The 25,608-nt window shown below is 64.7% G+C and carries 22 protein-coding genes and 1 riboswitch; of the genes, 10 read left to right on the top strand and 12 right to left on the bottom strand.

Translation table 11 applies throughout. From position 1 onward, the window contains the following. Positions 1–71 precede the first annotated feature (71 nt). The 4 genes from CLV47_RS06295 to CLV47_RS06280 form a co-directional block, all read right to left on the bottom strand. Complete coding sequence (locus CLV47_RS06295; protein WP_170110978.1) at positions 72–1,688, bottom strand: thiamine pyrophosphate-binding protein; 1,617 nt, start codon at positions 1,686–1,688, stop codon at positions 72–74. A gap of 100 nt (positions 1,689–1,788) precedes the next feature. Continuing rightward, positions 1,789–2,112 carry a histone-like nucleoid-structuring protein Lsr2 gene (locus CLV47_RS06290; protein ID WP_106348143.1) on the bottom strand — a complete coding sequence of 108 codons (324 nt, stop codon included), beginning with the start codon at positions 2,110–2,112 and terminating at the stop codon, positions 1,789–1,791. Between the two features lie 153 nt (positions 2,113–2,265). Further along, positions 2,266–3,789 carry a lysine--tRNA ligase gene (lysS, locus tag CLV47_RS06285; protein ID WP_106348142.1) on the bottom strand — a complete coding sequence of 508 codons (1,524 nt, stop codon included), beginning with the start codon at positions 3,787–3,789 and terminating at the stop codon, positions 2,266–2,268. Between the two features lie 81 nt (positions 3,790–3,870). Further along, the gene (locus tag CLV47_RS06280; protein ID WP_106348141.1) at positions 3,871–4,323 is read right to left on the bottom strand and encodes a GNAT family N-acetyltransferase; all 453 of its coding nucleotides are present in this window, start codon (positions 4,321–4,323) and stop codon (positions 3,871–3,873) included. Positions 4,324–4,521: 198 nt separating this feature from the next. On the opposite strand from CLV47_RS06280, the gene CLV47_RS06275 reads away from it, so the two are divergent. Next, positions 4,522–5,286: an SDR family oxidoreductase gene (locus CLV47_RS06275; RefSeq protein ID WP_238145253.1), complete on the top strand. Its 765-nt coding sequence runs from the start codon at positions 4,522–4,524 to the stop codon at positions 5,284–5,286. A 43-nt stretch (positions 5,287–5,329) separates the two neighbouring features. Here CLV47_RS06275 and CLV47_RS06270 read toward each other — a convergent pair whose 3' ends face one another. After that, entirely contained in the window at positions 5,330–5,962 is a 633-nt protein-coding gene (locus CLV47_RS06270; RefSeq protein ID WP_106348139.1) for a YigZ family protein, read from the bottom strand. 37 nt (positions 5,963–5,999) lie between these two features. Next, positions 6,000–6,092, top strand: a riboswitch (cobalamin riboswitch). Between the two features lie 136 nt (positions 6,093–6,228). Here CLV47_RS06270 and CLV47_RS06265 point away from each other — a divergent pair. The 5 genes from CLV47_RS06265 to CLV47_RS06245 all read left to right on the top strand — a co-directional run bounded on the left by CLV47_RS06265 (position 6,229) and on the right by CLV47_RS06245 (position 14,510). Further along, positions 6,229–7,194 carry an ABC transporter substrate-binding protein gene (locus CLV47_RS06265; RefSeq protein WP_106348138.1) on the top strand — a complete coding sequence of 322 codons (966 nt, stop codon included), beginning with the start codon at positions 6,229–6,231 and terminating at the stop codon, positions 7,192–7,194. Positions 7,195–7,200: 6 nt separating this feature from the next. Then, positions 7,201–8,274, top strand: coding sequence for a FecCD family ABC transporter permease (locus CLV47_RS06260; protein ID WP_238145252.1), 1,074 nt, complete (start codon positions 7,201–7,203; stop codon positions 8,272–8,274). After that, positions 8,271–9,077, top strand: coding sequence for an ABC transporter ATP-binding protein (locus CLV47_RS06255; protein ID WP_106348136.1), 807 nt, complete (start codon positions 8,271–8,273; stop codon positions 9,075–9,077). Before CLV47_RS06260 ends, CLV47_RS06255 begins: the two co-directional genes overlap by 4 nt. Positions 9,078–9,213: 136 nt before the next feature. Further along, the gene (locus CLV47_RS06250) at positions 9,214–13,137 is read left to right on the top strand and encodes a Pls/PosA family non-ribosomal peptide synthetase (protein ID WP_106348135.1); all 3,924 of its coding nucleotides are present in this window, start codon (positions 9,214–9,216) and stop codon (positions 13,135–13,137) included. Next, a complete protein-coding gene (locus CLV47_RS06245) occupies positions 13,134–14,510 on the top strand; it encodes a M1 family metallopeptidase (protein WP_177557499.1) in 1,377 nt (458 codons plus the stop codon). Before CLV47_RS06250 ends, CLV47_RS06245 begins: the two co-directional genes overlap by 4 nt. On the opposite strand, the gene CLV47_RS06240 is transcribed toward CLV47_RS06245, so the two are convergent. Both CLV47_RS06240 and CLV47_RS06235 read right to left on the bottom strand, forming a co-directional pair. After that, entirely contained in the window at positions 14,435–15,025 is a 591-nt protein-coding gene (locus tag CLV47_RS06240) for a 4'-phosphopantetheinyl transferase family protein (RefSeq protein WP_106348133.1), read from the bottom strand. The genes CLV47_RS06245 and CLV47_RS06240 overlap by 76 nt on opposite strands. Positions 15,026–15,062: 37 nt before the next feature. Further along, positions 15,063–15,953 (bottom strand): SCO6745 family protein, encoded by an 891-nt coding sequence (locus CLV47_RS06235; protein WP_106348132.1) that lies wholly within the window; start codon positions 15,951–15,953, stop codon positions 15,063–15,065. A gap of 109 nt (positions 15,954–16,062) precedes the next feature. Between CLV47_RS06235 and CLV47_RS06230 the strand changes: the two genes are divergently transcribed. Beyond that, positions 16,063–16,863 (top strand): YaaA family protein, encoded by an 801-nt coding sequence (locus CLV47_RS06230; RefSeq protein ID WP_170110977.1) that lies wholly within the window; start codon positions 16,063–16,065, stop codon positions 16,861–16,863. On the opposite strand, the gene CLV47_RS06225 is transcribed toward CLV47_RS06230, so the two are convergent. Further along, positions 16,853–17,356, bottom strand: coding sequence for an OsmC family protein (locus CLV47_RS06225; RefSeq protein WP_202862422.1), 504 nt, complete (start codon positions 17,354–17,356; stop codon positions 16,853–16,855). The two genes, CLV47_RS06230 and CLV47_RS06225, sit on opposite strands and share 11 nt — an antisense overlap. A 28-nt stretch (positions 17,357–17,384) precedes the next feature. Here CLV47_RS06225 and CLV47_RS06220 point away from each other — a divergent pair, with 28 nt between their 5' ends. After that, positions 17,385–18,593, top strand: coding sequence for a thiolase family protein (locus CLV47_RS06220; RefSeq protein WP_106348130.1), 1,209 nt, complete (start codon positions 17,385–17,387; stop codon positions 18,591–18,593). Positions 18,594–18,608: 15 nt separating this feature from the next. Here CLV47_RS06220 and CLV47_RS06215 read toward each other — a convergent pair whose 3' ends face one another. Together CLV47_RS06215 and CLV47_RS06210 are read right to left on the bottom strand one after the other, a co-directional pair. After that, on the bottom strand, positions 18,609–19,229 hold the full coding sequence (locus CLV47_RS06215) for a carbonic anhydrase (RefSeq protein WP_106348129.1): 621 nt from the start codon (positions 19,227–19,229) through the stop codon (positions 18,609–18,611). Positions 19,230–19,244: 15 nt separating this feature from the next. After that, the gene (locus tag CLV47_RS06210) at positions 19,245–19,739 is read right to left on the bottom strand and encodes a MarR family winged helix-turn-helix transcriptional regulator (RefSeq protein WP_106348128.1); all 495 of its coding nucleotides are present in this window, start codon (positions 19,737–19,739) and stop codon (positions 19,245–19,247) included. 165 nt (positions 19,740–19,904) lie between these two features. On the opposite strand from CLV47_RS06210, the gene CLV47_RS06205 reads away from it, so the two are divergent. Continuing rightward, positions 19,905–20,456, top strand: coding sequence for a YceI family protein (locus CLV47_RS06205; protein WP_106348127.1), 552 nt, complete (start codon positions 19,905–19,907; stop codon positions 20,454–20,456). A gap of 324 nt (positions 20,457–20,780) precedes the next feature. Here CLV47_RS06205 and CLV47_RS06200 read toward each other — a convergent pair whose 3' ends face one another. Continuing rightward, entirely contained in the window at positions 20,781–21,377 is a 597-nt protein-coding gene (locus CLV47_RS06200) for a TetR/AcrR family transcriptional regulator (RefSeq protein WP_106348126.1), read from the bottom strand. A 110-nt stretch (positions 21,378–21,487) separates the two neighbouring features. On the opposite strand from CLV47_RS06200, the gene CLV47_RS06195 reads away from it, so the two are divergent. Next, positions 21,488–22,954 carry an MFS transporter gene (locus tag CLV47_RS06195; protein ID WP_202862421.1) on the top strand — a complete coding sequence of 489 codons (1,467 nt, stop codon included), beginning with the start codon at positions 21,488–21,490 and terminating at the stop codon, positions 22,952–22,954. Positions 22,955–23,028: 74 nt separating this feature from the next. Here the strand turns inward: CLV47_RS06195 and CLV47_RS06190 are convergent, their stop codons facing one another. Further along, entirely contained in the window at positions 23,029–25,506 is a 2,478-nt protein-coding gene (locus CLV47_RS06190; RefSeq protein WP_170110976.1) for a bifunctional metallophosphatase/5'-nucleotidase, read from the bottom strand. Positions 25,507–25,608 lie beyond the last annotated feature (102 nt).

The raw sequence follows: 25,608 nt of genomic DNA, 5'->3' as shown, positions 1-25,608 counted from the left end.
ATCCGCGGGCTGGTGTTCCACTGTGCCTGTTTCGTCGCTACGCCGATAGCGAACATCGCCCTGACCTGGCGTTACTGTTCGTCGAGAATGTTGAGATTGGGGTCTAGACGTACGTCGATGAGGCACGGACCCTCACCTGCGGCCAGCAGGTCCGGTACGGCGTCAAACTCCTCGATCTTGCGGATCGTCGCTGCACGCGCCCCCATCGCCTCCGCCATCGGCGCAAGTTCGGGCCAGGTCGTCAGCGAGTAGTCCGGGTCTACGCCGTAGTCGCGCAACTTGTAGTGCTCGGCGCCGTACGCACCGTCATTGAGTACGACGAACAGGATGTTGAGCTTCTCCCGGATCGCGGTGGTGAAGTCGGCGAGGTTCATCATGAAACCGCCGTCGCCGAACACCGCCACGGTCGGCTGGTCCGGCTTGGCGACCGCCACGCCAACCGCGCCGCCCATGCCAAGACCGATCGACCCGAATGCGCCCATCGTGGTGAAGTCGGCCGGATCCGCCACATGCAGGTAGGGCCACGCGCCGAGCACGAACCGGCCGATGTCGGTGACGAGGTTGTGTTTCGCCGGCAACAACTCGTTGAGCCGGATCATCGCCGTACGGATGTCGACGGTGTCCACGCCCGAGCGGTCCTTGAATGCGTCCCGGGGCGAGTACTCGGCGAGCGCTTTCTGCAGGCCGGAGACCCATCCGGTGTTGGGCTTGTGGCCGGCCTCGTCGATCAGCGCGTTCATCGCCGCCGCGGTCAGTCGGGCGTCCGCCGCGATCGGCTCGGTCACCGGCGTGTACCAACCGAACCGCCCCGGGTCCGCGTCGACATGGACGACCTTCTTGCCCGCAAACAGCGACCCACCATGCGACGTATACGCATTGAGGCTGGCACCGAAGACGAGCACACAGTCGGCCTCTCCGATTGCGCCGGAGGCGACACTGTGCGAAAGGTTGCCGTAGATGCCAAGGTTTTGCGGTTGGCCGGCGAAGTAGTCCTTGCCGAGCAAGGTCGTCGCGAGCGGCGCACCGAGCTTCTCGGCGAGCGCGACAAGCTCGTCACGCGCGCCCGAGTCGACGGCACCGCGGCCGGCGAGCACGACCGGTCGGTTAGCGCTCAGCGCAAGCCCGACGGCGCGCTCCAACGCGTCCTGATCCGGCGTACCGAGGGCCGGCGCCACGGCCCGGCCGGCTACCGCCTGATCTCCGACGTCGGCCTGCATCATCGAGATCGGTATGTCCAGCACGATCGCGCGTTGTTCGGAGGTGACCCGCTGCAACGCCCGGTTGAGATCTCGCACCAAAGTCTTCGGCCGGTACACCTTCTCGTAGCCGGCACCCGCCGCGGCCGCGACCGCCGCGATATCGACCTGCTGGAAGTACGTCGGTTCGGGCGGCGTATCGCCGGTGATGAGAAGTACGTTGCTACGGCTTCGAACCGCCTCGACTAGCGACGTAAGAGTATTGGTCAGGGCGGGGCCGTGCGTCACCGACGCGACGCCGGTCTTCCCCGTCAGGCGGGCATAAGCATCTGCCATGCCGACCGAGTTACCTTCGTGTGCGGCACCCACGAATCGCCCGCCCTGCTTTTGGTAGCTGGTCAGGTACAGCATGTTGGCATCGCCCATCAGACCGAAGACTGTGTCAACGTCGTGCTCGAGCAGTGCGGCGGCTATCGCTTCATGGACTTGCATGGGCATTCCCTCGTGACGATGGACTCTTATCCGCCACACTACCCAATCGCAAAGAGCCGGTCGCAAATGCGACCGGCTCTTTATTGCGCTGGCTCTGGAATTAGTGCGCCGCGTCGTACGCGCTCATTATTTCCGCAGAAATACGCCCGCGATCGCTCACCTTGTGGCCGTTCTTGCGCGCCCACTGACGGACCGCGTTGTTCTTTTCACGGTCGACGGTCGCGGACTTGGCGGCAGATTTGCGCCCGCCGGTGACTTTGCGAGCCGCACCGACATACTTCGTCAACGCGTTGCGGAGTGCGGCGGCATTCTTCTTCGTCAGGTCAATCTCGTACGTCGCGCCATCGAGCCCGAACGAAACGGACTCGGAAGCTTCCGATCCGTCGATGTCATCGATGAGCTTTACTTGGATCTGGCGTGCCATGTGTGTTTACTTCCGTAGCCTAGATAACAATTTCGTAGCGAAACAATACACATGTTTTGGCTGCGCCGCGCGGCCATTCCGTGATGGCGCGTTGCAATTCACACAGGCATCACAAATTGCCGAGCGAAACGGCATTATGCGGACCGCTACGAGTTACTCCGGCCTGACGAACGGAAAGAGAATCGTTTCGCGGATACCGCGGCCGGTCAGCACTTGCAACATCCGGTCGATACCGAGGCCCACACCACCCGATGGCGGCATGCCGTATTCCAGAGCACGCAAGAAGTCCTCATCGATTTGCATAGCCTCGTTATCGCCGGCATCGCGGGCCGCGGATTGTTCGATAAACCGCTCGCGCTGAATAACCGGGTCAACCAATTCGGAGTAGCCGGTCCCGCACTCCATTCCGTCGATGTAGAGATCCCACTTTTCGACGACGCCTTCGATGCTGCGATGCGAGCGCACAAGTGGACTGGTATCTAGCGGGAAGTCCCGAATGAAGATCGGGCCACGAAGCTGATCTCGGCAGAGCGTCTCGAAAATTTCCTCGAGCACCTTTCCGGCTACCCAATCCGGACTGAACTTGACCCCATTCTGAGTCGCGACTTCGTGCAGCGTCTCCAGCGGTGTCTGCGGAGTGAGTTCTACGCCGGCCGCCTCCGACGTAATCTCATACAGGGAAGCGCTGCGCCACTCACCGGACAGGTCCATCGTCGTACCGTCGGCGCGGTCAAAGACCATGCTGCCCAAGGCCGCCTGTGCGGCGCGTTGGTAGATCTCCCGGCTCAAGTCCGCCATGACGTTGTAGTCGGCGTAAGCCTGATAAAACTCGCACATGACGAATTCCGGTGAATGAGTCGAGTCCGCGCCTTCATTACGGAAGTTCCGATTGATTTCGAATACCCGATCAATTCCGCCGACCACACAACGCTTGAGATAGAGCTCGGGGGCGATCCGCAGGAACACCTCAAGACCGTAGGCGTTGTAAAACGTCGTAAATGGCCGAGCCGTGGCGCCACCTTGGACAGACTGAAGCATCGGGGTCTCGACCTCGATGTAGTCGTGCGACGTAAGCGTTTCCCGGATCGAGGCTATTGCTTTTCCGCGCACTTCAACCATCTGTCGCGCTTCCGGACGCACGATGAGGTCGGCGTACCGCTGGCGGACCCGAGTTTCCTCATTCATTGGTTTGTGCGCGACTGGAAGCGGACGCAGCGCTTTAGCGGTGAGCTCGAAGCGATCGGCTAGTACCGACAGTTCGCCACGCTTCGAAGTGATCACTTCGCCATCGGCGAATACATGGTCGCCTAGATCGATGTCGGACTTCCAGCGCGCGAGCGCCTCCTCGCCGACCTTCGCCAGCGAAATCATCACTTGAAGTTCGACGCCGCCCTCACGCAAGGTCGCGAAGCAGAGCTTTCCGGAATTGCGAAAGAAAATGACCCGACCGGTGATACCGACCCGGTCACCAGTCGCATGGTCTGCTTCCAGATCGGGGTACGCCGCCCGCACTTGCGCAAGAGAATGCGTGCGCGAGACACCAACTACATAAGGCTCGACACCTTCGGCGAGAAGCCGTTCGCGTTTTCCGCGGCGAATCTTGAGCTGCTCGGGTGTGTCGTCAACCTCGACCGGGTTGGGCGCTGAGTCCTGGGGGTTCTTCTCGTCCTTTGGCACCCCTGAACCCTACGGTAAGCGGTCTGCGACCGATTTACCGGCGGATGATCCAAGGGTGCCCTGACGTGTGCCTATCGCGCGCTATAGCGCCTTACTGAGCTTGACCTCTTCTTCCTCGTAGCCGATCGAGGCGTAGAACTCGCGCGCGACCTTATTGCCGGCGCCGGTCTTGATGATCAACCGGCGATGGCCGCGACGGCGGCCCCACTCCTCGCAGGCATCCATAAGCTTGGTGCCTAGCCCGGTCCGCGCTACGCGCTCCTGCACGGCGAGGCCTTCGACGTACGCGTCCTTCTGGCCAGTGAAGTGACCCTTCTCCTTCACCGTCACTATGCCGGCGAAACCCTCGTCGTCTTCGGCGACAAACACGGCCATGTCGTCGTCGTCGCCATGGTCGATCGACCACGCGACGGTATCGATGTATGACGCCCGCGCCGCCTTCTCATCGCGCCATGGGGCGATTCCCTCGACCAACCTGGGCGCTAGCGCGAGCGCCGGTTCGCGGTCACGGTCCTCGTATCGGCGGATCTTCATGTGCAACCTCCTGGATTATCGCCCGCTATAGGCGCGATGAAACTGTCTCATATCGTTGTCGTCCCCATGAGGCTAATTAGTGTGCGGGATTTTGACCACAAACCGAATCCGATTCGGAACATCATGACAAGATCGAGCGCATCGACTCTCGATCGGGATCGCATGACGAACCCGACCAAACTGACTGAAGGAGTACATGTGGCTGGCGTACTTAACCGTTTTGAAGGCAAAGCAGCACTCGTCACCGGAGGTAGCCGTGGTATCGGGCTCGGGATCGCCGAACGGATCCTTCAAGAAGGTGGATCGGTCGTCATCACCGGTCGCAAACAAGAATCACTCGATGAAGCCGCCAAGGGGCTCAACGCGGGCGACCGGCTGCTGACGCTCGCCGGCAACGCATCGCACGAGGACCACCGTGCCGAGGCGATCGAGCTCGCGATGGACAAGTTCGGCCGCCTCGACCACGTCGTGGGCAACGTCGGCATCAATCCGTTCTACGGCTCGACGCTCGACCTTCCGCTCGATACAGCACGCAAGGTGCTCGATACCAACGTGGTCTCCACGCTTGGCCTTGCGCAGCAGGTCTGGCACCGCACCTGGAAGGAAAACGGTGGATCGATGGTCATCATCGCGTCCGTCGGCGGCCTGAAATCGGCGGGTCCGATCGGCATCTACGGCACCTCGAAGGCCGCACTGATCCACCTCACGATGCAGCTGTCGGACGACATGGCCCCGGGCGTCCGCGTCAACGCGATCTCCCCCGCGGTCGTCAAGACCCGGTTCGCCGAGGCGCTGTACGTCGACAAGGAAGACGAGGTCGCTCGCGCCTACCCGATCGGCCGGCTCGGCGTACCGGAGGACATCGGCGCAGCCGCGGCGTACTTCCTGTCCGACGATGCGGCCTGGGTCACCGGACAGAACCTCGTTGCCGACGGTGGAAGCGGGCACACCAAAACCGTCTAGCTCGAAATCTGCCTAACCGAAAAGCACCCACGAGCCGGCCACTTCACTGCGAGGTGGCCGGCTCGTCTGTCCAAGCCTCGCCGGTCACGGCGTACTCACCCTCGCCCGCGAGAACCGCTCTGAGTTCGCCGAGCCGCCCGTGCGGTATGCCAACCGCCAACGTCGCCGACTCGGCGTACGACGTACCGACGATCCCAAAACCCTTGGCACGAACGAGATTCTCGATCTTGCCAACCACTGCGGGCGCGACCCTGATCTCCACGACCTGTCGTTTGGTGCGGCGTACCACTCCGGCCCGGTCGAGTCCCTCCGCGACGGCCTCGGAATAGGCGCGCACGAGGCCACCGGCGCCGAGTAGCGTGCCGCCGAAATAACGCGTCACCACCGCCACGACATCGCTGAGCGAACGCCCGGCGATGGTCTGCAACATCGGTGCGCCCGCCGTACCCGATGGTTCCCCGTCATCGTTGGACCGGGTCAGGTCGGCGCCCGGCCCGATGACGTACGCCGAACAGTGGTGCCGAGCGTCCCAGAACTCCTTGCGGCAACCGTCAATCACCGCCCGCGCGTCAGCCTCGGACTCGATACGTCGTACCCGCGCTAAAAACCGGGACTTCTTGACCTCGATTTCGGCGTCCACGTCGGCGGCGACGGTGTGGTACGAGACGACGGTCATGCTGCCGAACCTAGTACAGTACTGCTGTTGACTCCTCAGCGAAGCCGGTGCAAGTCCGGCGCTGACCCGCAACTGTGACCGACCGCCTGACGAGAAATGGCTCGACTCGCGTCGGAAAGCCAGGACGCCTGGGATTCAACGGCGACGAGCGCTCTCGAGGACACGGAGCTCATCGCTTGACGGTCCTTATGCCACCAAGATCATCCGGTCTCACGGCGCGGTTCCTGTCAGCGAGTGCACCACCTCAGCCGACAGGAAGGCACGACATGACCACCACCCGCAACAGACGACCAGGACGAGCGGCGATTGCCGCTCTCGGCGCCGCCCTACTCGTCGTAGTTGCGCTCCTCGCCGGTTGCGGATCGGACTCCAGCGGCGGCACCGCCGGCAAGGGATCCGGCGACTCGTCGAAGTTTCCCCGGGATGTCACCGTCGAGGGCAAGAAGATCCATCTCAAGGCGCTGCCCGAGTCCATCGTCGTACTGTCGCCGTCGCTGACCGAGTCGGTGTACGCCGTCGGCGCGGGCGACCAAGTCAAGGCCGTCGACAAGCTCTCGAACTACCCAAAGGACGCCCCGGTCTCCGACCTCGACGCCTTCGCGCCGAAGGCCGAGTCAATCGCGACGTTCGCGCCAGACCTCGTGCTGCTCACCGATGACCAGGACAACATCGTCGAGGCACTGGCGAAGCTGAAGATCACCGCCGTCGTTCTGTCCGCACCGAAGTCGCTGGACGAGGCGTACGACCAGTTCAAGCAGATCGGCCAGCTCACCGGCCATGACACCGAGGGCGCCGCGCTCGCTTCCAAGGTCAAGAAGTCCGTCGACGACGCGGCCGCCAGCGCGCCAACGAAATCGAAACCGCTCACGTATTTCTGGGAGCTCGACAGCACCGGCTACTCGGTCACGTCCAAGACGTTTATCGGCTCGATCCTTTCGAAGTTCAACCTCGAGAACATCGCCGACAAGGCGCCCGACACCGCCGGCGGCTATCCGCAGCTGTCCGCCGAGTACGTCATCGACGCCGACCCCGACCTCATCTTCCTGGCCGACACGAAATGCTGCGGGCAGGATGCGGCGACCGTCAAGGCGCGACCCGGCTGGGACGTCACCCGCGCGGTCAAGGACGACGGCATCGTGTCCATCAACGACGACATCGCCTCGCGGTGGGGCCCCCGGATCGCCGACCTCGCCAAGGAAATAGGCGACGCGGTCAAAAAGCACGCGGGCTAGCACTCCATGGCACGGCCGGACACGGCGCGGCAGTCGATCACGGGGCACTCAGCCCCGGCGATGCCGACGATCCGGCCGGCCCGGCTGCGGCTCTCGCACACCGCGATCTGCTTCGTGATCCTGATCGTCGCCGTTGTGTTCGGCGTCGCCATGGGTGCCGTAGCGCTGCCCCCGTGGGGCGTGTTCACCGAGCTACTCGGGCACATTCCCGGCATACATATCCACAGCGGACTGACCGAAGTGCAGTCCGCGATCGTCACCCAGATCCGTTTCCCACGGGTGATCCTCGGCGTACTGGTCGGCATGTTGCTGGCGATCTGCGGTGCGGCGTACCAGGGCGTCTTTCGTAACCCACTGGCCGATCCCTATCTGCTGGGGTCCGCCTCCGGAGCCGGTCTAGGCGCCACGTTTGCGATCGCCGGCGGCTGGGGCGGCGCGTTGACCCCGATCGCCGCCTTCGTCGGGTCCCTGGTCGCCGTGGCACTGACCTACCTCCTCGGTGCGACGGGGATGCGGTCCGGCACCGCCACCCTGATCCTCGCCGGCGTCGCTGTGACGTCGTTTCTGACCGCCATCCAGACCTTCGTCGTACAGCAGAACTCCGACTCGCTGAAGCAGGTCTACTCCTGGATTCTCGGCAAGTTGAGCACGACGGGCTGGTCTGAGGTGCTGATGATCCTGCCGTACGCCGTGGTCAGCGTCGGGATCCTGCTTGCCTACCGCCGAGTCCTCGACGTGATGGCGCTCGGCGACGAAGAGGCCAGTGCGCTTGGCATGCACCCCGCGAGGGCCCGGATCCTGCTGATCGTCGCGGCCTCTCTCGGCACCGCCGCCGCCGTCTCGGTGAGTGGGCTGATCGGCTTCGTCGGCATCATCGTGCCGCACCTCGTGCGGCTCATCTGCGGGCACAGCTACCGCTCGATCATCCCGCTGTCGGCGCTGGTCGGCGGCGCGCTGCTGGTGATCGCGGACATCGCGGCGCGGATGCTGCTGGCACCCGCGGAGATCCCGATCGGCGTCGTCACGGCCTTCTTGGGGGCGCCGTTCTTCCTCATACTGTTACGGACCTCGCGCCGATGACCGCCACCCTTCCCGCGCTAGCGGCACATGGCGTCTCGGTCGTCCTCGACCACGCGACGCTGATCGACGACGTCGACCTGCACGCGTTGCCGGGCGAGTGGCTGTGCATCATCGGACCGAACGGCGCCGGGAAATCGACGCTGCTGCGCGCGGTCGCCGGCCTGCTCCGTTGCACCGGTCAGGTCAGCCTGCAAGGCAAGGACATCACCCGCATGCCGCGCCGCGAGATCGCCCGCCAGATCGCCGTCGTCGCTCAGAATCCCGCCGTGCCAACCGGCACGACCGTGACCGACTACGTGCTCCTCGGCCGTACGCCACATCTCGGCCCACTGCACCGCGAGGGCCCCACAGACCGTCAGGTCGTCTCCGACGTGCTCGACCGGCTCCACCTCGCTGAATTCGCAGGCCGGATGCTCGGTTCGATGTCCGGCGGCGAACTGCAGCGGGTGTTCATCGCCCGCGCGCTGGCCCAGGAGCCCACGGTCCTACTCCTCGACGAGCCCACCTCCGCGCTCGACATCGGCCACCAACAGGAGGTCCTCGAGGTGATCGACGAGCTCCGCCGCGGCTCGGCGCTCACCGTCATCAGCACGATGCACGACCTGACCCTCGCAGCGGAGTACGCCGACCGGCTGATGCTCATGCACAGAGGCAAAGTCGTCACGGTTGGCGCGCCACTCGACGTACTACGACCCGACACGCTGCGTGCGACGTACGGCGCGCACCTCGACGTACTGCTGCCCCCCGAAGGGTCGCCGCAGCACGGCCCGATCATCATTCCGGTACGGCGTACCCGAGGCTAGTCGCGATTGTTCATCACACGGGCGACCAAATGTTCATCTTGGCCAAATGGGTGACACGGCACCCCTGATACATAATTGAGGATCGACCTCCGCAATCCGACGGACAACCCGACCCGAAAGAGCACGCACCTCCACGATGACGATGTTGCGCGGCGACCGACGGCCCGACGAACGGACCCTTGTCGACGTACTCCGGGCAACCGCCGCGGCGTACCCCGGCAAGCCGGCACTGGATGACGGTACGTCGATCCTCAGCTACGCCGAGCTGACCGCAACGGCGGAGCGTATCGCCGCCGGGCTCGCGGCCGACGGTGTGCGCCAGGGAGACCGTGTCGGCATCCAGATCCCATCCGGCACTTCCGAGTTATATCTGGCGATTCTGGGCATCCTGATCGCTGGTGCGGCGTACGTGCCAGTGGACGCAGACGACCCACCGGAACGTGCCGAGCTCGTCTTCGGCCAGGCGGCGGTCACGACGATCCTCGACAGCGTCGAACAGGTACGACGACTTGCCGCGGCCACCGATGCGCCGCCGTCACCTCCAACCCCGGACAACGACTGCTGGATCATCTTCACCTCAGGGTCTACCGGCCTACCCAAGGGCGTCGCCGTCTCACACCGTTCCGGCGCGGCATTTGTAGATGCCGAGGCACGGCTGTTCCTGCAAGACGAGCCGATCGGTCCCGGTGACCGGGTCTTGGCCGGGTTGTCGGTCGCGTTCGACGCCTCCTGCGAGGAGATGTGGCTCGCTTGGCGGTATGGCGCCTGCCTCGTACCGGCCCCGCGCGCATTGGTGCGCACCGGAATGGACCTTGGGCCATGGCTCGTCGCTCGACACATCTCGATCGTGTCGACGGTGCCGACCTTGGCGGCGCTGTGGCCGGCCGACAGCCTCGACGACGTCCGGCTGCTGATCTTTGGCGGAGAGGCGTGTCCGCCGGAGTTGGCCGAGCGGCTCGTCACGGACAGCCGCGAAGTCTGGAACACCTACGGCCCTACAGAGGCGACAGTCGTTGCGTGCGCCGCACAGTTGACCGGCGATGGCCCGGTGCGAATCGGGCTTCCGTTAGACGGCTGGGATCTGGCCGTCGTCAACAAAGACACCTCCGAGCCGGTCGGTGAAGGCGAGATAGGCGAGCTGGTTATCGGCGGCGTCGGGCTTGCGCACTACCTGGACCCGATCAAGGACGCCGAGAAGTACGTCGCCATGCCGACCCTCGGCTGGGACCGCGCGTACCGAAGTGGCGACCTCGTCCAAAACGATGCGGCCGGTCTGCTGTTCGTCGGCCGCGCGGACGAACAGATCAAGCTCGGCGGTCGCCGCATCGAGCTCGGCGAAGTAGACGCGGCACTGCAATCGCTTCCAGGTATCGCCGGGGGCGCCGCAGCGGTGAAGACGACGGCGGGCGGCAACCAGGTCCTCGTCGGCTACGTCGTACCGGCCGACGACGTACCGTTCGACCAGTCCGCCGCGCGGGCCCGCCTTACCGAGGCACTCCCCGCAGCACTCGTGCCGATGCTCGCCGCCGTCGACACCCTCCCGACCCGCACCTCGGGCAAGGTTGACCGCGACGCACTCCCCTGGCCGATAGCCTCGGCACCGGCGCACGACGAACCCGACGATCTCACCGAGACCGAGACCTGGGTCGCAGACCGGTTCGGCGAGGTCCTCGGCGTCACGCCGACTAGCCGGACTGACGACTTCTTCGCCAACGGCGGCGGCAGCCTTACCGCCGCTCAACTGGTGTCCAAGCTCCGCCAGCGCTACCCCGAGGTGACGGTCGCCGATCTCTACGCACAGCCTTCCGTCGGCTCGATGACCGAGTTTCTCGAGTCGAAGTTCCGCACCATCCAGCCCGCCAGCCAACGTGGCACCGTCCAGCCGACCCGGCGGCGCACCCAGCTTCTGCAGCTCGGCCTCAGCGTCATCATCAACACGATCGCCGGCGCCAGATGGGTCGTGATCCTCCTGTTGCTGACCAACATCGTCGGCGGCGTTGGTGACTACGGGCCGGCACCGGTGTCCTGGTGGCTCGTCGGCGGCGGCGCACTCATCCTGCTCACGCCGTTCGGCCGGATGACGGTCGCCGTCCTCGGCACCCGCCTGTTGCTGTATGGCGTGCGCCCCGGGGCGTACGACCGCGGCGGCAAGACACACATCAAGCTCTGGGCGGCCGAGCGGCTCACCGACGCGGTAGGCGCGGCCAACCTGGCCGGTGCACCCTGGATTCCGTACTACGCGCGGGCGTTGGGCTGCAAGATCGGCAAAGGGGTGGACCTGCACTCGCTGCCTCCCATCACGGGCATGCTCGAGCTCGGCGGCGGCTGTTCGGTCGAACCGGAGGTGGATCTTTCCGGCTACTGGATTGACGGGGACCTCGTGCACATCGGTGCGATCAAGATCGGTGCGCGCGCGACGATAGGCTCCCGAAGCACGATGGGGCCCGGGTCATCGGTCGGCAGAGACTCCGACGTCGCGCCAGGATCGGCGGTGTTCGGCGACGTACCTACCGGCGAATTCTGGAGCGGCTCCCCGGCGCGGCGGATGGGCCGCGTCAAGCACCCGTGGCCGGAGGAACGACCCCCGAGGGCCACGGCGTGGGTGTGGGCTTATGGCGCCTCATCGCTCGTCATGGCGCTCCTGCCGGTGCTCGCCGCGATCGTCGGACTGTGGATCGTCAAGCTGTTCGTCGGCGATGCAAACACCTGGGCGCAGGGCTATGGCCGAGCAATGATCGGTGTGCCCCTGGGCTCTATCGCCGCGTTTGTCACGCTCGCGGTCCTGATCCTGGGATTCGTGAGGCTACTCGGACTCGGCCTACGTGAGGGCGCGCATCCGGTGCGCAGCCGGATCGGCTGGCAGGTCTGGGCTACCGAGCGGCTGCTGGACACCGCCCGCACGCTGTTGTTTCCGATCTATGCCAGCCTCTTCACACCCGTGTGGCTGCGCGCGTTGGGCGCCAAGATCGGTAAGAACGTCGAGGCCTCCACCGTGCTACTCGTGCCGAAAATGACCGAGGTGCGCGACGGCGCGTTCCTCGCCGACGACACTATGGTCGCCTCGTACGAGCTCGGTGGCGGTTGGATGCGGATAGCTAGGGCGAAGGTCGGCAAACGTGCGTTCCTCGGAAACTCTGGCATGGCCCACAGCGGGCGCCGGGTGCCCAAAGACGGTCTGGTCGCCGTACTTTCGGCGGCGCCGCACAAGTCGAAGTCGGGCACATCATGGCTCGGTAGCCCGCCGGTCAAGCTGCGCCGAAATGCACAGGACGTCGATTCTTCGCTGACGCATAAGCCTTCCAAGCGGCTCAAGGTGATGCGCTCGCTCGTCGAGGTGTGCCGCGCGATACCGGTAATCGTCTCGGGCGCGATCGGCGTGAGCCTGCTGCTCACGCTCCAACTGCTGCATCTCGAACTCGGGCTATGGCAAGCATTCGTGCTCTCCGGGGTCGTACTGGCCGTCGTCGGCGCCGTGGCCGCCGGCATCACCACGGCGGCGAAGTGGCTGATCGTCGGACGCATACCGAAATCGGAACACCCGCTCTGGAGCTCGTTCGTCTGGCGCAACGAAGTCGTCGACACCTTCGTGGAGTTTGTCGCCGCACCGTGGTTCGCCGCGCCGGCTACCGGCACTCCGGTCCTTAACCTGTGGCTGCGCACCATCGGCGCACACATCGGTCGCGGGGTGTGGTGCGAAAGCTACTGGCTGCCCGAAGCCGATCTGGTCCGGCTCGAAGACGGCGCCACCGTCAACCGAGGCTGCGTCGTACAGACGCATCTGTTCCATGACCGGGTAATGAGCCTCGACAGCGTCGTACTCGGCCGCGGCGCGACCCTCGGCCCGCACAGCGTCATCTTGCCCGCAGCACAGATCGACGACGACGCGACCGTCGGCCCCGCGTCCCTGGTCATGCGAGGCGAGTCGGTACCGGCCCGATCGTTGTGGCAGGGTAACCCCATCAGCCCCTGGTCGACAAATGCACCAAAGATGCCCCACCTGTCGGTCGATGTCGCAGTTGGCGACCAGGCGACTGCAGAGGCACAGAAGGAAAATGCGTGAGTGTGAGCGAGCCGGAGATCGGTCCGGATACGTACGGCGATCCCTACACGCCGAAACACGGAAACGGCGGATACGACGTACTTTCCTACTACCTCGAACTCAACTACCGAGTCGCGCCCAACCGACTGAGCGCCAAGGCGCTTGTCTCGGTCCGCCCGCACCGCGCTTTGAGCAGGTTGTCCTTCGACCTCACGGGGCTGAAGGTATCGCGCGTGACCATCGACGGCGGGCGAGTCAAAAAGTACGTCGCGCGAGCGGGCAAACTGCACATCTGGCCGGCCGGTCCGACCGTCCCCGGCGTACCGATCTCGGTAGAAGTCAGCTATGGCGGCAATCCTCGGCCAGCCTCCAGCCCGTGGGGGGAACTCGGCTGGGAGGAGCTCGACAACGGCGCGCTGGTCGCTAGCCAGCCGACCGGCGCCTCGACCTGGTTCCCGTGCAACGACCACCCAAGCAGCAAAGCACCGTACCGGTTTGCGATCACCACTGATTCGCCGTACTCCGTGCTCGCCAACGGCACGCTCACGTCTAAGCGCGTCGGATCGTCGCAGACGACCTGGATCTACGAACAGCACGAACCTATGGCGACCTACCTCGCCACGCTCTACATCGGTCAGGAGCCCTTCGTCGGCCTGGCCGAGGACCCCGTGAAGCAAACGGCACTGGTCCCTCGTCAGCTGCAGGCCAAGTTTGAGCATGACTTCGCGCGGCAACACGAGATGGTCGAGCTGTTCGCCGGGTTGTACGGCGCGTATCCATTCTCCGAGTACAAAGTGGTAGTGACCGAAGATGCGCTGGAGATTCCCCTTGAGTCCCAGGGTTTTTCGACGTTCGGCGCCAACCATGTGGATGGGCAGTCCGGCTCGGATCGGCTCATCGCGCACGAGCTTGCGCACCAGTGGTTTGGCAACTCCGTCGGCCTCACGCGTTGGCAGGACATCTGGCTCAACGAAGGATTCGCCTGCTACAGCGAATGGCTGTGGGCCGAGCATTCCGGCGACCGCACCGCCGACTACTGGGCTCGCCGCTACTACGACAAGCTGTCCGCGCTACCGCAGGACTTCGCGATCTCCGACCCCGGTCCGGAGCTCATGTTCGACGATCGCCTCTACAAACGCGGAGCGCTGGCCTTGCACGCGTTGCGGCGCACCGCAGGCGATCCCGCGTTCTTCGACGTCCTGCGGGAGTGGGTGTCGCGCTATCGCCACTCGACGGCGACCACGTTGGATTTCATCGTCCTTGTCGGCGACCGGCTCGGCAACGCGGCCGTCGTACTGCTGCGCAGGTGGCTGGACACTCACCCACTTCCGTCGTACGACCTTCCCGGGGGCGGCGGACTAGCAATCCGCCCCTCGACCCGTTCGAAGCCCTGATCCGCGGGGATCGCCACGGCACAGTCGAATTCGGTGCCCATCGGCACGTCGATCACTCTCATGGGCCGCTCGAGCAGCCGGCCCGAAGCGAGGTAGTGCCGTTCGTCGTACTGCTCGAGGGCGATCGAGGCCAGCGGTACTGCGAGTCCCGTGCCGGTCGCCTTGACGACCGCCTCCTTGCGCACCCAAAGTCGCCGCAACGCGTCGGACCGGTCAACCGCAGGCAGTTCGCCAACCCGGCGCGCCTCGCTGACGGTGAGCAGATCGCTTGGCTCGAGCATCGGGTGGTCGGTCGACTCCAGGTCGATTCCGAGGCTCGGCCCGGCGTACGACGCTACGACTGTCCAGTCCCCGGCGTGCGCGATCGAGATCGCCTGTCCCGGCGCATTGACCAGGTACGGCTTGCCGTGGTCGGTCGAACCGCACGTCGCGCACCGTTTGCCAATGCAGATACTCGATTGAGGGATTGCCAGTGCGGCAGCGATCAGCGCATTGGTGTGACCGCGCAGCCCCATTGCGTAACTAATCACCCTCCCGCTGCCGGGTAGGCGCTCAGCGTCCACCAAGGTCGTGCGGTCCGGACGCGAGATAACCGTGTCCTGCTCGGATTGTCTTGCCCCAGGGTTCGAGCAACTCACACAGCTCGGTCGCGTCCTCGCCGAGCGCGTTTAACGCTGGAAGCATCTGCACGTCGGTCGCGACCTCCAGCTGCTCCCGGAGCTCCCGGCCGGCATCCGACAGCCCGGGACCGTCGAGCAGCCCCCTGTCGCGCAATCTCGATTCGGATGCGTCGAACTCCGCTTCGGTCCAGCCGCGCGAGCGACTGTAGCTGCGCAGCGTCATGCCCCAATAGAGCTCGGTGAGTAGGCCGATATCAGTGGCCGACAGCCCGGCGGCAACCCACGCCGCGTTGTGACAGTCGCCTCGGTACTCGCGCAGGAAGTCGCCCACGTGCCAGAGCGCCGCCAGCGGATCGGACGGTAACGGCAAAGACCTGATCCCCGCCGCCATCGGCCGACCCGTGATCGACAGTACGGCGGCCGCGCGGGCGAGCAGTTCGAGTCCACGGTCTGTGCCGTCGGGGTGCTCACCCAGGAGGCGGCGGAGTTGGGCGAGGGCGCCCTCGGCGCGAGCGGCGCGGATTGTGGCTGCGTCGGTCCGGGTCCACGCCAGTTTCACCGACGGTACGACGACAGCCGGGCTGAACACACCGAATCCCGCCGCGATCACCTCGCCGGAGACCTGGCCCAGCACGCTTCCTCGGCTGGCGAAGTACGACGGACCGTCCGGCAGCGCAACGCCGTTCGCGTCTCCGCGGCTGGCGTCGAACCCGAGCGCCACATAGTTCGCGTGTGCTTCGGGCGAGAAGTACACCTGTCCGACGATCGGTTCCAATACCGAGCCGAGTTGACGGGCGAGTCGCGACGACGGGGAGATCTCCATGGCGACGACGTTAGACCATTCCGGTCAGTGACGATACCGAGCACAACGTCAGCACGACGGACGGCCGGACATTCGTGACGGACGGCCGGAGGTGCGAGATGATGGGCCAGTGCTGATCTTGCTACCGCCGTCCGAGGGTAAAACCCAAGCATCGACCGGGAAACCGGTCGATGTGAGTTCGCTGTCGTTCCCAGAACTGACATCCGCGCGGCACGAGGTGGCCAAGTCGCTCATCGAGGTGTCCGGCGGCGCAGACGCACTGAAGGTGCTCAAGGTCCCGGCCGGACTTGGCGAGCTCGTCGCGGCCAACGCCGACCTACTCGACGCCCCCGCGGCGCCAGCCTGGAAGGTCTATACCGGCGTACTGTTCGACGCGTTCGGGTACGCCGACCTCGACCCTGCCGCTAAACGACGCGCCGCCCGGCAGGTCGTCGTCTCCTCGGCACTCTGGGGTGCGGTGCGGCTGACCGACCGGATTCCGGCGTACCGGCTATCGATGTCGGTGTCACTGCCGAGGCTCGGCGGACTCGCGAGATTCTGGAAGCCGATGCTCGACGAGCCGATGACCGATGCCGCGGCGCGCGGCCTGATCATCGACTGCCGGTCCTCGACGTACGCCGCATCGTGGAGGCCCAGCGGCACTCTCACCAAGCGATACGTCCCGGTGCGGGTTTTCCGAGAGCAGGCGGGCGTACGCACGGTCGTATCCCACATGGCCAAACACAGTCGCGGTCTGATCGCCCGGGCCCTCACCCAGCAGGCCGCTGCGCCGAAGTCGGTCGACGAGCTCGTCGTACTGCTCAACGCACACTTCGATCAGCATGCCGTCTACACCGCGACCGGCGAAAAGGTCGATCTCTATGTGGAGGCCGCTCAGGACGACCTGGGGCTCGACGTCATTACGACGTAACGACCACGGTCCCGTCGTGGTTGACCGGGAAGTTGACGGACCGCGCAATGAAACACATCTCGCCCGCGGGGTGGTGCAGTGACATCGCCTTCTCGCGCATCGACTCGTCCTGCACGGTCACGACCGGATGCAGCGTCACCTCGGCGAACTGCCCGCTACCGTCGTTGTTCATCTCCATCGTTCCGGTGGCGGTGTCGACGTATTCGGTCACAATCACGCCGCCGAGCGCCGCGAGGTGCAGAAATGTCAGCATGTGGCACTCGGCAAGCGCGGCGACCAGGAAGTCCTCCGGATTCCATCGCTCCGGATCTCCGCGGAAGGCCGGATCTGCGGAGCCGGCGAGTGTCGGGCGTCCCGCGGAGATGATGTCGTGTTCACGCCCGAACTCGCGGTACGCCGACGTGCCGGTGCCGCGGTTGCCGGTCCACACAACCGTGGCCTCGTAGTGGTGGCTGGCCGGGTGGCGACCCGGTCGTTGGGATGCCTCAGTCACGTTCCGAACCCCTTTGTATCGTCGCGGTATGGCTATTCGATTCCCATTGTCCAGTGCCGTGATCATCGACGCGGTGCGCACGCCGTTCGGCAAGTATCGCGGCGGCCTGTCGCATATCCGCACCGATGACTTCGCGGCCATGCCGATCGCCGAACTTTGCCGGCGCAATGACGATGTGGATCCGGCAAGCATCGACGATGTCATCCTGGGTGACACCAATGGAGCGGGCGAAGACAACCGCAACGTGGCCCGGATGGCCGCGCTGATCGCGGACCTGCCGCACACCGTCCCCGGGGTGACGGTCAACCGCCTCTGTGGTTCTGGTGGCGAGGCGATGATCCAAGCCGCGCGAGCGATCGCGGTTGGCGAGCTCGATACCGTCATCGCAGGCGGTGTCGAGTCGATGAGCCGTGCGCCGTATGTCCTTCCCCGGCCCGACGAGGAGTTGCCCCGCGCCATGAATCTCGTCGGTACGACGGTCGGTTGGCGGCTGGTCAATCCGCGTTTCCCGCGTGAGTGGGTGGCCTCGCTCGGCCGGTGCGCAGAAATCGAGGCCGTCAAACTTGGCGTCACCCGCACCGAGATGGACGAGTGGGCGACTCGCTCACACCAGCGCGCTGCCGCGGCATGGCGAGACAAGCTGCATCACGACTTCGTGCTGCCGATCCAGGCACGGGACGGGCTCGTCGAGCGAGACGAGTCGATCCGGGACGCGACCTCGATGGACGTGTTGCGGCGGCTGCGCCCGGCGTTCTCGGACGACGGCATCGGTACGGCGGGCAACTCGTCCCCGATCAACGACGGCGCGATCGCGACGCTGATGATGCACGAGAAGACCGCTGCCGCACAGGGAATGGAGCCGATCGCGAGGCTGCACGCATCGGTGACGACGGCTCGCCGGCCCGATCAGTTCTCGATCGCACCCGTCGATGCGATAGGCAAGCTCTTGGACAAGGCCGCGCTCTCCGCTTCCGACATCAAAGTATGGGAGATCAACGAGGCTTTCGCGTCGATGGTGCTGTCTTGCCTGCGATTGATGCCCGAGGTGGCCAAGGTCGCCGACACTGACGTCAACCCGAACGGCGGCGCGATCGCGATCGGCCACCCGTTGGGCGCCTCGATGCCGCGGGTCATCATCGACTGCGCGCGCGAGCTTCGGCGTCGCGGCGGTGGCTACGGCGTGGCGGCCGCATGTATCGGAGTCGGGCTAGGAGCCGCCGTACTCATCGAGGCTTAGGCCTCACAGTCGTGGTCAGAGATTGCCGACGACACCTTCGACGCGCGCTTCGCCGTCATGCAGTTTGTATGTGGCGCCGACGATCGCGAGTTTCCCGGAATCGATAGCGTTGGAGATGATCCGCGACCGATCTGCGAGTAGCTTGGCCGACTGCATGACGTGCTCGGAGACAACTTCTTCGGACCCAACCTCGGCACCGCCTGCCTTGGAGCGCGCCGCGATGGCACTCGGCATCACTCGTTCGACGATGTCGCGGATAAAGCCGCCAGGCATGTCACCTGATTTGGTCGTCGCAAGCGTTGCACCAATCGCGCCGCAGGAATCGTGCCCGAGAACGATGATCAGGGGGATATTCAGAAGTTCGACACCGAACTCGATAGAACCGAGTACACCGGGGTCGATGACGTGCCCTGCCGTGCGTACGACGAATAGGTCGCCGAGGCCCTGGTCAAAAATGATCTCCGCGGCGACGCGCGAGTCGGCGCAGCCAAACACCAAGGCGAACGGATTCTGGCCGCCGGTGAGCTCTTCTCGCTTCGCGACATCCTGATCCGGGTGGGCGGGGTCGCCGCTCACGAAACGGGCGTTACCTTCGAGCATCCTCTCCCACGCACGGGTGGGCGTCAGTTGTGGCATGCAACCGATTTTGCCCTATGGCTGACAGGACGGCAGCAGCGGCCCGGACCTTCCATCTTGATCAAGATGATGTACGACTTCCTCGGTCCATCGAGCCAGCTCGCGCACTTGGTCCGGGTCGAAATGGTCAAGCAAGTGCTCGCGCACACCGGCGACATGGGTGTGGCTGGCATCTTGCAATGCCTTGTAACCAGCCTTGGTGAGCTCCGCGTTGGTGCCGCGCGCATCGTCCGGGCAGACCGAACGCGATGTTAGGCCACGTTGCTCGAGCCGCTTCATCTGGTGGGACAGCCGACTCTTGGACAGGCCGCTCGACGCGGCCAACTCGGTCATCCGCAGTTGGTGGTCTTGCTCTTCGCTGAGACGGACAAGTATGGCGTAGTCAGTGAGCGACAAGTCGTGCGCGTCCTGCAACTCACGGTTGAGCTGGTCCATGATCAGACGGGAGGCAAGCAGAAATCCGCGCCAGCCTAGCTGCTCTTCGGAACTTAGCCATTTGGTCTCGGTCATGACACCACTCTAGTTGTCTTTGGTTGACATTTCAACTTAATAGTTGTAACTTCAATTCATGCCTCGCGGACGAAGTCGGTCAACACTAGCCGACACCCTCCGTCCGACGTACAAATTACCCGACCCGGGCAGGCCTGGGCCGAATCCCGACTGGAGCATTCAACGATGACCGCAGCATCCACGCTCAACCTCACCCCCGGCGTCTGGAACATCGACACCGCACACACCGCGATCGGTTTCAGCGTCCGCCACATGATGGTCAGCAAGGTGAAGGGCACGTTCAAGACGTTCTCCGGCGCCATCACCGTCGCCGACCAGGTCGAGGATTCCTCGGTCAAGGTCACCATTGACGTCCCGTCGGTCGACACCGGCAACGAGCAGCGCGACGGACACCTGCGCTCTGCGGACTTCTTCGACCTCGATAACCACAACACGATCGGCTTCGCGTCGACCAGCATCGCGCCAAAGGGCGACGACTGGGTGGTTACCGGCGATCTGACCATCAACGGAATCACCAAGCCGGTCGAGCTCAAGACCGAGTTCGGCGGCGTGGCGGGTGAGACCGCCGGGTTCGAGGCGTCCACCGAGATCCTGCGCTCCGACTTCGGCATCAAGTTCCAGATTCCGATGGAAGACGGCGGGGTGGTCGTCGGCGACAAGGTGACCATCACTCTCGACGTCGAGGCTCATCCGGCGAAGGTCGAGGCCAACGCCTAACGCATCGTCATACAGCTACACAGAAAGTCCCGGGAGCTTTAGAGGCCCGGGGCTTTTTGGTCGCTGAACGACATTCGCACAAATGTGCTGATACGCAGCAAGAATGTCCGGACCTTGATGCGGGTCGGCACATTTGTACTCGCGCGGGCGATTATCGGTGACGGGACGGTGGAGGTAGGCCGAAGCGGTACCGCCTGTGGTCAGCCCGTTTGAAAGTCGGCGAAGGTCGGACGCATGGGACAGGAGCGACCGATCACGGGGCATAAGCGACGGATCACGGGTCGTAAGTGACGGATCGCGCGAATTACGTGACGGATCGCGGGTCTAGATGCGTACGCCGTCCAGCACGATCTGCACCATGCGTTCTTGCTGGTCCGGTGCGACGTGCGGCATCATCGTGCAGCCACCGACAATGCGGACCAGGTCATCCGGTCGCACGTCGGCGCGTGCGACGCCGGCATCCTGGGCGGCCTTGAGCATCGCAGCCGTCGAATCCATCATGACCGCCCGCGAGTGCGTCAACAGCTCGGATTCCTTGCCGATCGCATCGACGAGTTCTTGAAAGAGCACCCGCTTGGTAGCGACGTAACCGACGAGCAGATGCAGCCATCGGTCGAGCCCCTCCCACGGCGAGACGTCCGCGGCCAGCTGGTCTTTGCTGTGCGCGAGCGCGTCGACTTCCTCGCGGTAGACGGCCTCGAGAAGATCGAGCCGCTTAGGAAAATGCCGGTATAGGGTGCCGATCCCGACGCCTGCTCGACGCGCGATGTCCTCGAGCGGAGCGTCGCCGTCGTTTTCGACGAGCACTGCCTTGGCCGCCTCGACCAGCAATTCGTAGTTGCGACGCGCGTCTGCGCGCATCGGCCGGCCGGTCGTCGCACTCACCGTCGTACCCGACGAAGCCGGGGCGCTGGAAGACATTGCGACAAACCTCCTTGGAAATAGTGTTGCTAAACGGAGGATGCCTCCGTATTGTAACTGGAGGGACCTTCCGTTTCTTCGTATCAATCTACTCCAAGGAGTCTAACTCCGTGCCTGTTCAGCAAGAATCCACAATCTCGCCGCGTCCGCCCACCGGCGCACCCGGCACCCAACGCGTCACCCGTCGCGGGCTGATCCTCGCGGTCATCCTCATCACCCAGCTGATGGTCGTGCTCGACATGACCGTCGTCAATGTCGCGCTCCCGCACATGCAAAGCGCACTCGGCTTCACCGCGTCGGGCCTGTCGTGGGTGCTCAGCGCCTACACGCTCACCTTCGGCGGACTACTGCTACTCGGCGCACGCACCGGTGATCTCCTCGGCCGGCGCCGTACCATGCTCACCGGCGTATCGGTCTTCACCGCGGCCTCCCTGCTCGGAGGTCTCGCCACATCGCCGGCGTGGCTGATCGCCGCTCGCGCGCTGCAAGGCGGTGGCGCCGCGTTTGCAACGCCGGCCGTGCTTGCCCTCCTCATGGGCATGTACGCCGAGGGCCGCGAACGCACCCGCGCGCTCGGTCTCTATACCGCCATCTCCGTCGGCGGCGCGGCCATCGGCCTGTTGGCCGGCGGCATGCTCACCCAGTGGCTGTCCTGGCGATCGGTCATGTATGTCAACGTCCCGATCGGCCTCGCGTTGGTCATCGCCGGATCGCTGATCGTGCCGCGCTCACCCGGACGTCCCGGCAAGTTCGATCTGTCCGGCGCCATTACCTCGACGCTCGGAATGACCGGCCTGGTGCTTGGGTTCGTGCAGGCGTCGACGCACGGGTGGAGCGACAGCAGCACATTGTTCGCATTCGGCGCCGGCGTCGTGCTGCTGGCGACGTACATCGTGATCGAACGGCGGGCGGCGGAGCCGATCACGCCCCTGCAACTGTTCGCCAGCCGCACCCGATCTGGCGCCAACGTCGCGAGAATGCTCATGACCGCCGGAATGATGGGAATGTTCTTCTTCCTGACACAGTTCCTGCAGGACATCCTTCATTACAGCCCGATCGCGACCGGCCTTGCCTTTCTGCCGGTATCGATCGCGCTGTTCTCCGGCTCCCAGCTCAGCGCACGGGTGCTTGTCGAGCGGTACGGCGAGCGCCTGGTCATGATCGTCGGCGCGTCGATGTCCACGGTGAGCATGCTCTGGATGACGCAGCTGTCCGCCTCGAGCGGCTACCTGGACGTGCTGGGTCCGCTGCTGCTGCTCGGGCTCGGCAACGGGGCGGCGTTCGTACCGCTCACCTCCGCGGCGCTGGCCGGCGTCAAGCCGGAGCACAGTGGCGCGGCGTCCGGTCTGGTCAACGTGTCGCAACAGGTCGGCGGATCACTGGGACTGGCGATTCTCGTCACGGTCTTTGGTACCGCGACCCGCGACGCGGCAGCGGGCACGAGCCCAACCGGGCTGTTTGTCTCCGGCGCAGATGCAGCCTTCCTTGCCGGAGCGATCCTGCTCGCGGCAACCGCGGCGGTCGTGGGTCTAGTCATACGCCGCAGTCCAGTGCTACAGCCTGAGCTGGCCGAATAGTCCTTCGCTGCTGTCAAGTGGGGCGGCGTTGTTGCGGTAGTCCGCAACAACGCCGCCCCTGTTGACGTTTGGGGCTAGCCGTTACGGCGGCGGCCTGCGAGAGTGAGCCCGCCGCCAAGCACCAACATGATCGCGGCCACCTCAAGCTTCGGCGCGACGTCGGCGCCGGTGCTCGCGAGGGTGCCACCCTTGCCGCCCGAGGCTGTCACCGTGATCTGCACCGATGCGGTCACGCCACCGGCGGTGACGACAATCGAGTGCGCACCGCGCGTCGTAGCTGCCGGGATCGTGAACACCCCGGTCGCCGAGCCGCCGCTGCCGACGGACATCTGACCGATGGTGACCGGATCGGAATGCAGCTCGACCTGCGCCATCGATCCGACTGCCGCGGAGAAGTTGACGGCCTTGACGGTGATCTTCGAGCCGGGGGCGATCTTGGCGTGATCGACCGTGACGGTCGGCTGCGGGGCCGGCGGCTCGGTTGTCGGTGGCTGAGTTGTCGGTGGCTCGGTTGTCGGTGGCGTGATGGGCGTGGCCGCGTTGACCGTGACCGGGAACGTCACCGTGGTGTTGGACGGGGTCGCGACCAGCTTGAGCGTTGCCGGACCGGTGGCGATGCCGTCGGGCGTCGTGAATGCGATCGTCGCCGCGCCTTCGCTGACCGAGAACATCCCCACCGCGGTGTCACCGACGTACGCCGTGAGCTCGGTGTTCGAGGGGCTGCCGAGGCTAGTCAGGTCCAGACCGGAGGCGGCAAAACTGGTCTGCTCGCCGATCGTGACCGCATCCGGCTGCCCATTGGTGACGACCGCGTGCCGATTGAACGACGGTGACAGTGTGCCCTTGTCTTTGATCCAGGTCGCGAACGACTCCGTGTCAATCAGACCGGAGTCCTTCATGTTCTGACCGGCCGCGACCTCGCGGAAGTTGTCGCCTCCGCCGATGAGAAACGACGATCCGACAACGGTGTAAGTCGCGGTCAGGTCGAGCGGCGCGCCGTCGAGCGAGACCGAGGTGATGTGCGCACCCTGCGTCGCGGCAGGGTCATAGGTGTAGGTGAGGTTGTCTGAGAGCCCGAGCTGCAGGTAGGGACGAGACGGAATCGTGCCATCCTCGTTTGTCTGCCACTGCTGCTCGAGCACCGTCTTGAGCTGCGCGCCGGTGAGCTCGATTGTCTGCAGCGTGTTGGCGAACGGTACGACGGCGGCGGCTTCGGCATATGTGATGTCGCCGGTGTTGTCTGCCCCGTCGTTAAACAGCAGCTCCGCACGCACGCCGCCCGGATTCATTAGACCGATGTCGGCGCCGCTGCGCCCCGGGTCGTTGAGTACGTCGACCATCGACTGCGCGATCAGATTGCTCAGCGTCGACTCGCTTGCCCGGTCGTCGCGTTTACCGGCGGCGTACGCCGTGGTGATGTCGGCGGTGACGTTGCCCAGATGTTCCTTGCCGATGATCGCGGCCTTCTGGATTGCGGCGTCGATGATCTGCCAGATCGCCGGGTATTTCGCTTTCCAGTCGGCCATCGTCTGCTGGCCTTCGGGTTTCGACTGGTCGACCGTGCTGGTGGGCAGGTTTTCCACTTTGTACTGGACAAGCTTCTTGTTGGCGTCGAATCCGAGCTGCACGTGCCCAAGGAAGGTCGCGTACGACGCGGCCTGCAGGATCGGCCGAGTCTGGCCGGGCTCGCCTGGGACGGGCCCGTCCCAGGCGTACTCCTTGTGCGTATGGCCGGTGAAGATCGCCGATACGGCCGCGCTGGTCTGCGTGACGATCTTGGCGAACGCTCCCCCGTGTGCGACCTCCTGCTCGATCGTCGCGCCTTCTGGCGTACCGGCGCCCGCACCTTCGTGGTATTCGGCGATGAGTACGTCGGCCTCGCCGTTGGCCTCGTTGCCATCGGTGAGCTGGTCCGCGACCCGATTGACCGCGTCGACAGGGTCGACGAAATCGACCGTTCCGGTCGCGTTGGGGCCGGTCAGGGCCGGCGTCTCCTGGGTGACCGCGCCGATGACGCCGATCTTCAGGCCGTTCTTCTCGATCACGACATACTCGTCGAGGATCGGGGTCGTCGTACCTTTGGCGTAGACGTTTGCGGCCAGGTATGGGAACGCCGCCGCAGTGCTCACACGCCCGGTGAGGTCATCGACCCCTTTGTCGAACTCGTGGTTACCGACCGCGGACGCTTCGACTCCCAGCGCGTTGAGGTACGCGAGTGTCGGGTTGTCCGCGTCGGACATCGACGTAAATGGCGACGCGCCGATGTTGTCACCGTCCGACAGCAGGAGGGTCTTCGCAGGGTCGTACTTCGCCATCGACGTCTTGACGTTATCGGCAAACGCCAGACCCGTCGCGCCGCCGTTGTTTTCGTCAATACGACCGTGGAAGTCATTGAAGTTGAGGATGTTGACCTCAGTAAGGCTGGGATCCAGCACGCCGTCGCCGATATTCGTCGCGGCGTTCGCCGTGCCTGCGCCGAATGCGAAAATTGTTCCGGTTGATAACGCTGCCACTGCCGCGGCACTCGCGATCCGGCGCACGCCTTGCCTCATCGATAGACCTCCCGTATCCGCCCTTAACTTGTGTAGGGCGGGCATTAACAGATCCGCTCACACTGCCTGACGGATCCGAGATTGCATAGCGATTCGGCATAA

Source organism: Antricoccus suffuscus (genome assembly GCF_003003235.1).
Classification (GTDB): domain Bacteria; phylum Actinomycetota; class Actinomycetes; order Mycobacteriales; family Antricoccaceae; genus Antricoccus; species Antricoccus suffuscus.
Note: the sequence above shows the minus strand (reverse complement) of the source record. Positions and strands in the feature narration are given on the sequence as shown.

Coding starts and splice junctions, on each gene's coding strand:
- CLV47_RS06295 (WP_170110978.1), bottom strand. CDS start 1,688: ATGCAAGTCCATGAAGCGATAGCCGCCGCACTGCTCGAGCACGACGTT.
- CLV47_RS06290 (WP_106348143.1), bottom strand. CDS start 2,112: ATGGCACGCCAGATCCAAGTAAAGCTCATCGATGACATCGACGGATCG.
- CLV47_RS06280 (WP_106348141.1), bottom strand. CDS start 4,323: ATGAAGATCCGCCGATACGAGGACCGTGACCGCGAACCGGCGCTCGCG.
- CLV47_RS06270 (WP_106348139.1), bottom strand. CDS start 5,962: ATGACCGTCGTCTCGTACCACACCGTCGCCGCCGACGTGGACGCCGAA.
- CLV47_RS06265 (WP_106348138.1), top strand. CDS start 6,229: ATGACCACCACCCGCAACAGACGACCAGGACGAGCGGCGATTGCCGCT.
- CLV47_RS06260 (WP_238145252.1), top strand. CDS start 7,201: ATGGCACGGCCGGACACGGCGCGGCAGTCGATCACGGGGCACTCAGCC.
- CLV47_RS06255 (WP_106348136.1), top strand. CDS start 8,271: ATGACCGCCACCCTTCCCGCGCTAGCGGCACATGGCGTCTCGGTCGTC.
- CLV47_RS06250 (WP_106348135.1), top strand. CDS start 9,214: ATGACGATGTTGCGCGGCGACCGACGGCCCGACGAACGGACCCTTGTC.
- CLV47_RS06240 (WP_106348133.1), bottom strand. CDS start 15,025: ATGGGGCTGCGCGGTCACACCAATGCGCTGATCGCTGCCGCACTGGCA.
- CLV47_RS06235 (WP_106348132.1), bottom strand. CDS start 15,953: ATGGAGATCTCCCCGTCGTCGCGACTCGCCCGTCAACTCGGCTCGGTA.
- CLV47_RS06220 (WP_106348130.1), top strand. CDS start 17,385: ATGGCTATTCGATTCCCATTGTCCAGTGCCGTGATCATCGACGCGGTG.
- CLV47_RS06215 (WP_106348129.1), bottom strand. CDS start 19,229: ATGCCACAACTGACGCCCACCCGTGCGTGGGAGAGGATGCTCGAAGGT.
- CLV47_RS06210 (WP_106348128.1), bottom strand. CDS start 19,739: ATGACCGAGACCAAATGGCTAAGTTCCGAAGAGCAGCTAGGCTGGCGC.
- CLV47_RS06205 (WP_106348127.1), top strand. CDS start 19,905: ATGACCGCAGCATCCACGCTCAACCTCACCCCCGGCGTCTGGAACATC.
- CLV47_RS06200 (WP_106348126.1), bottom strand. CDS start 21,377: ATGTCTTCCAGCGCCCCGGCTTCGTCGGGTACGACGGTGAGTGCGACG.
- CLV47_RS06190 (WP_170110976.1), bottom strand. CDS start 25,506: ATGAGGCAAGGCGTGCGCCGGATCGCGAGTGCCGCGGCAGTGGCAGCG.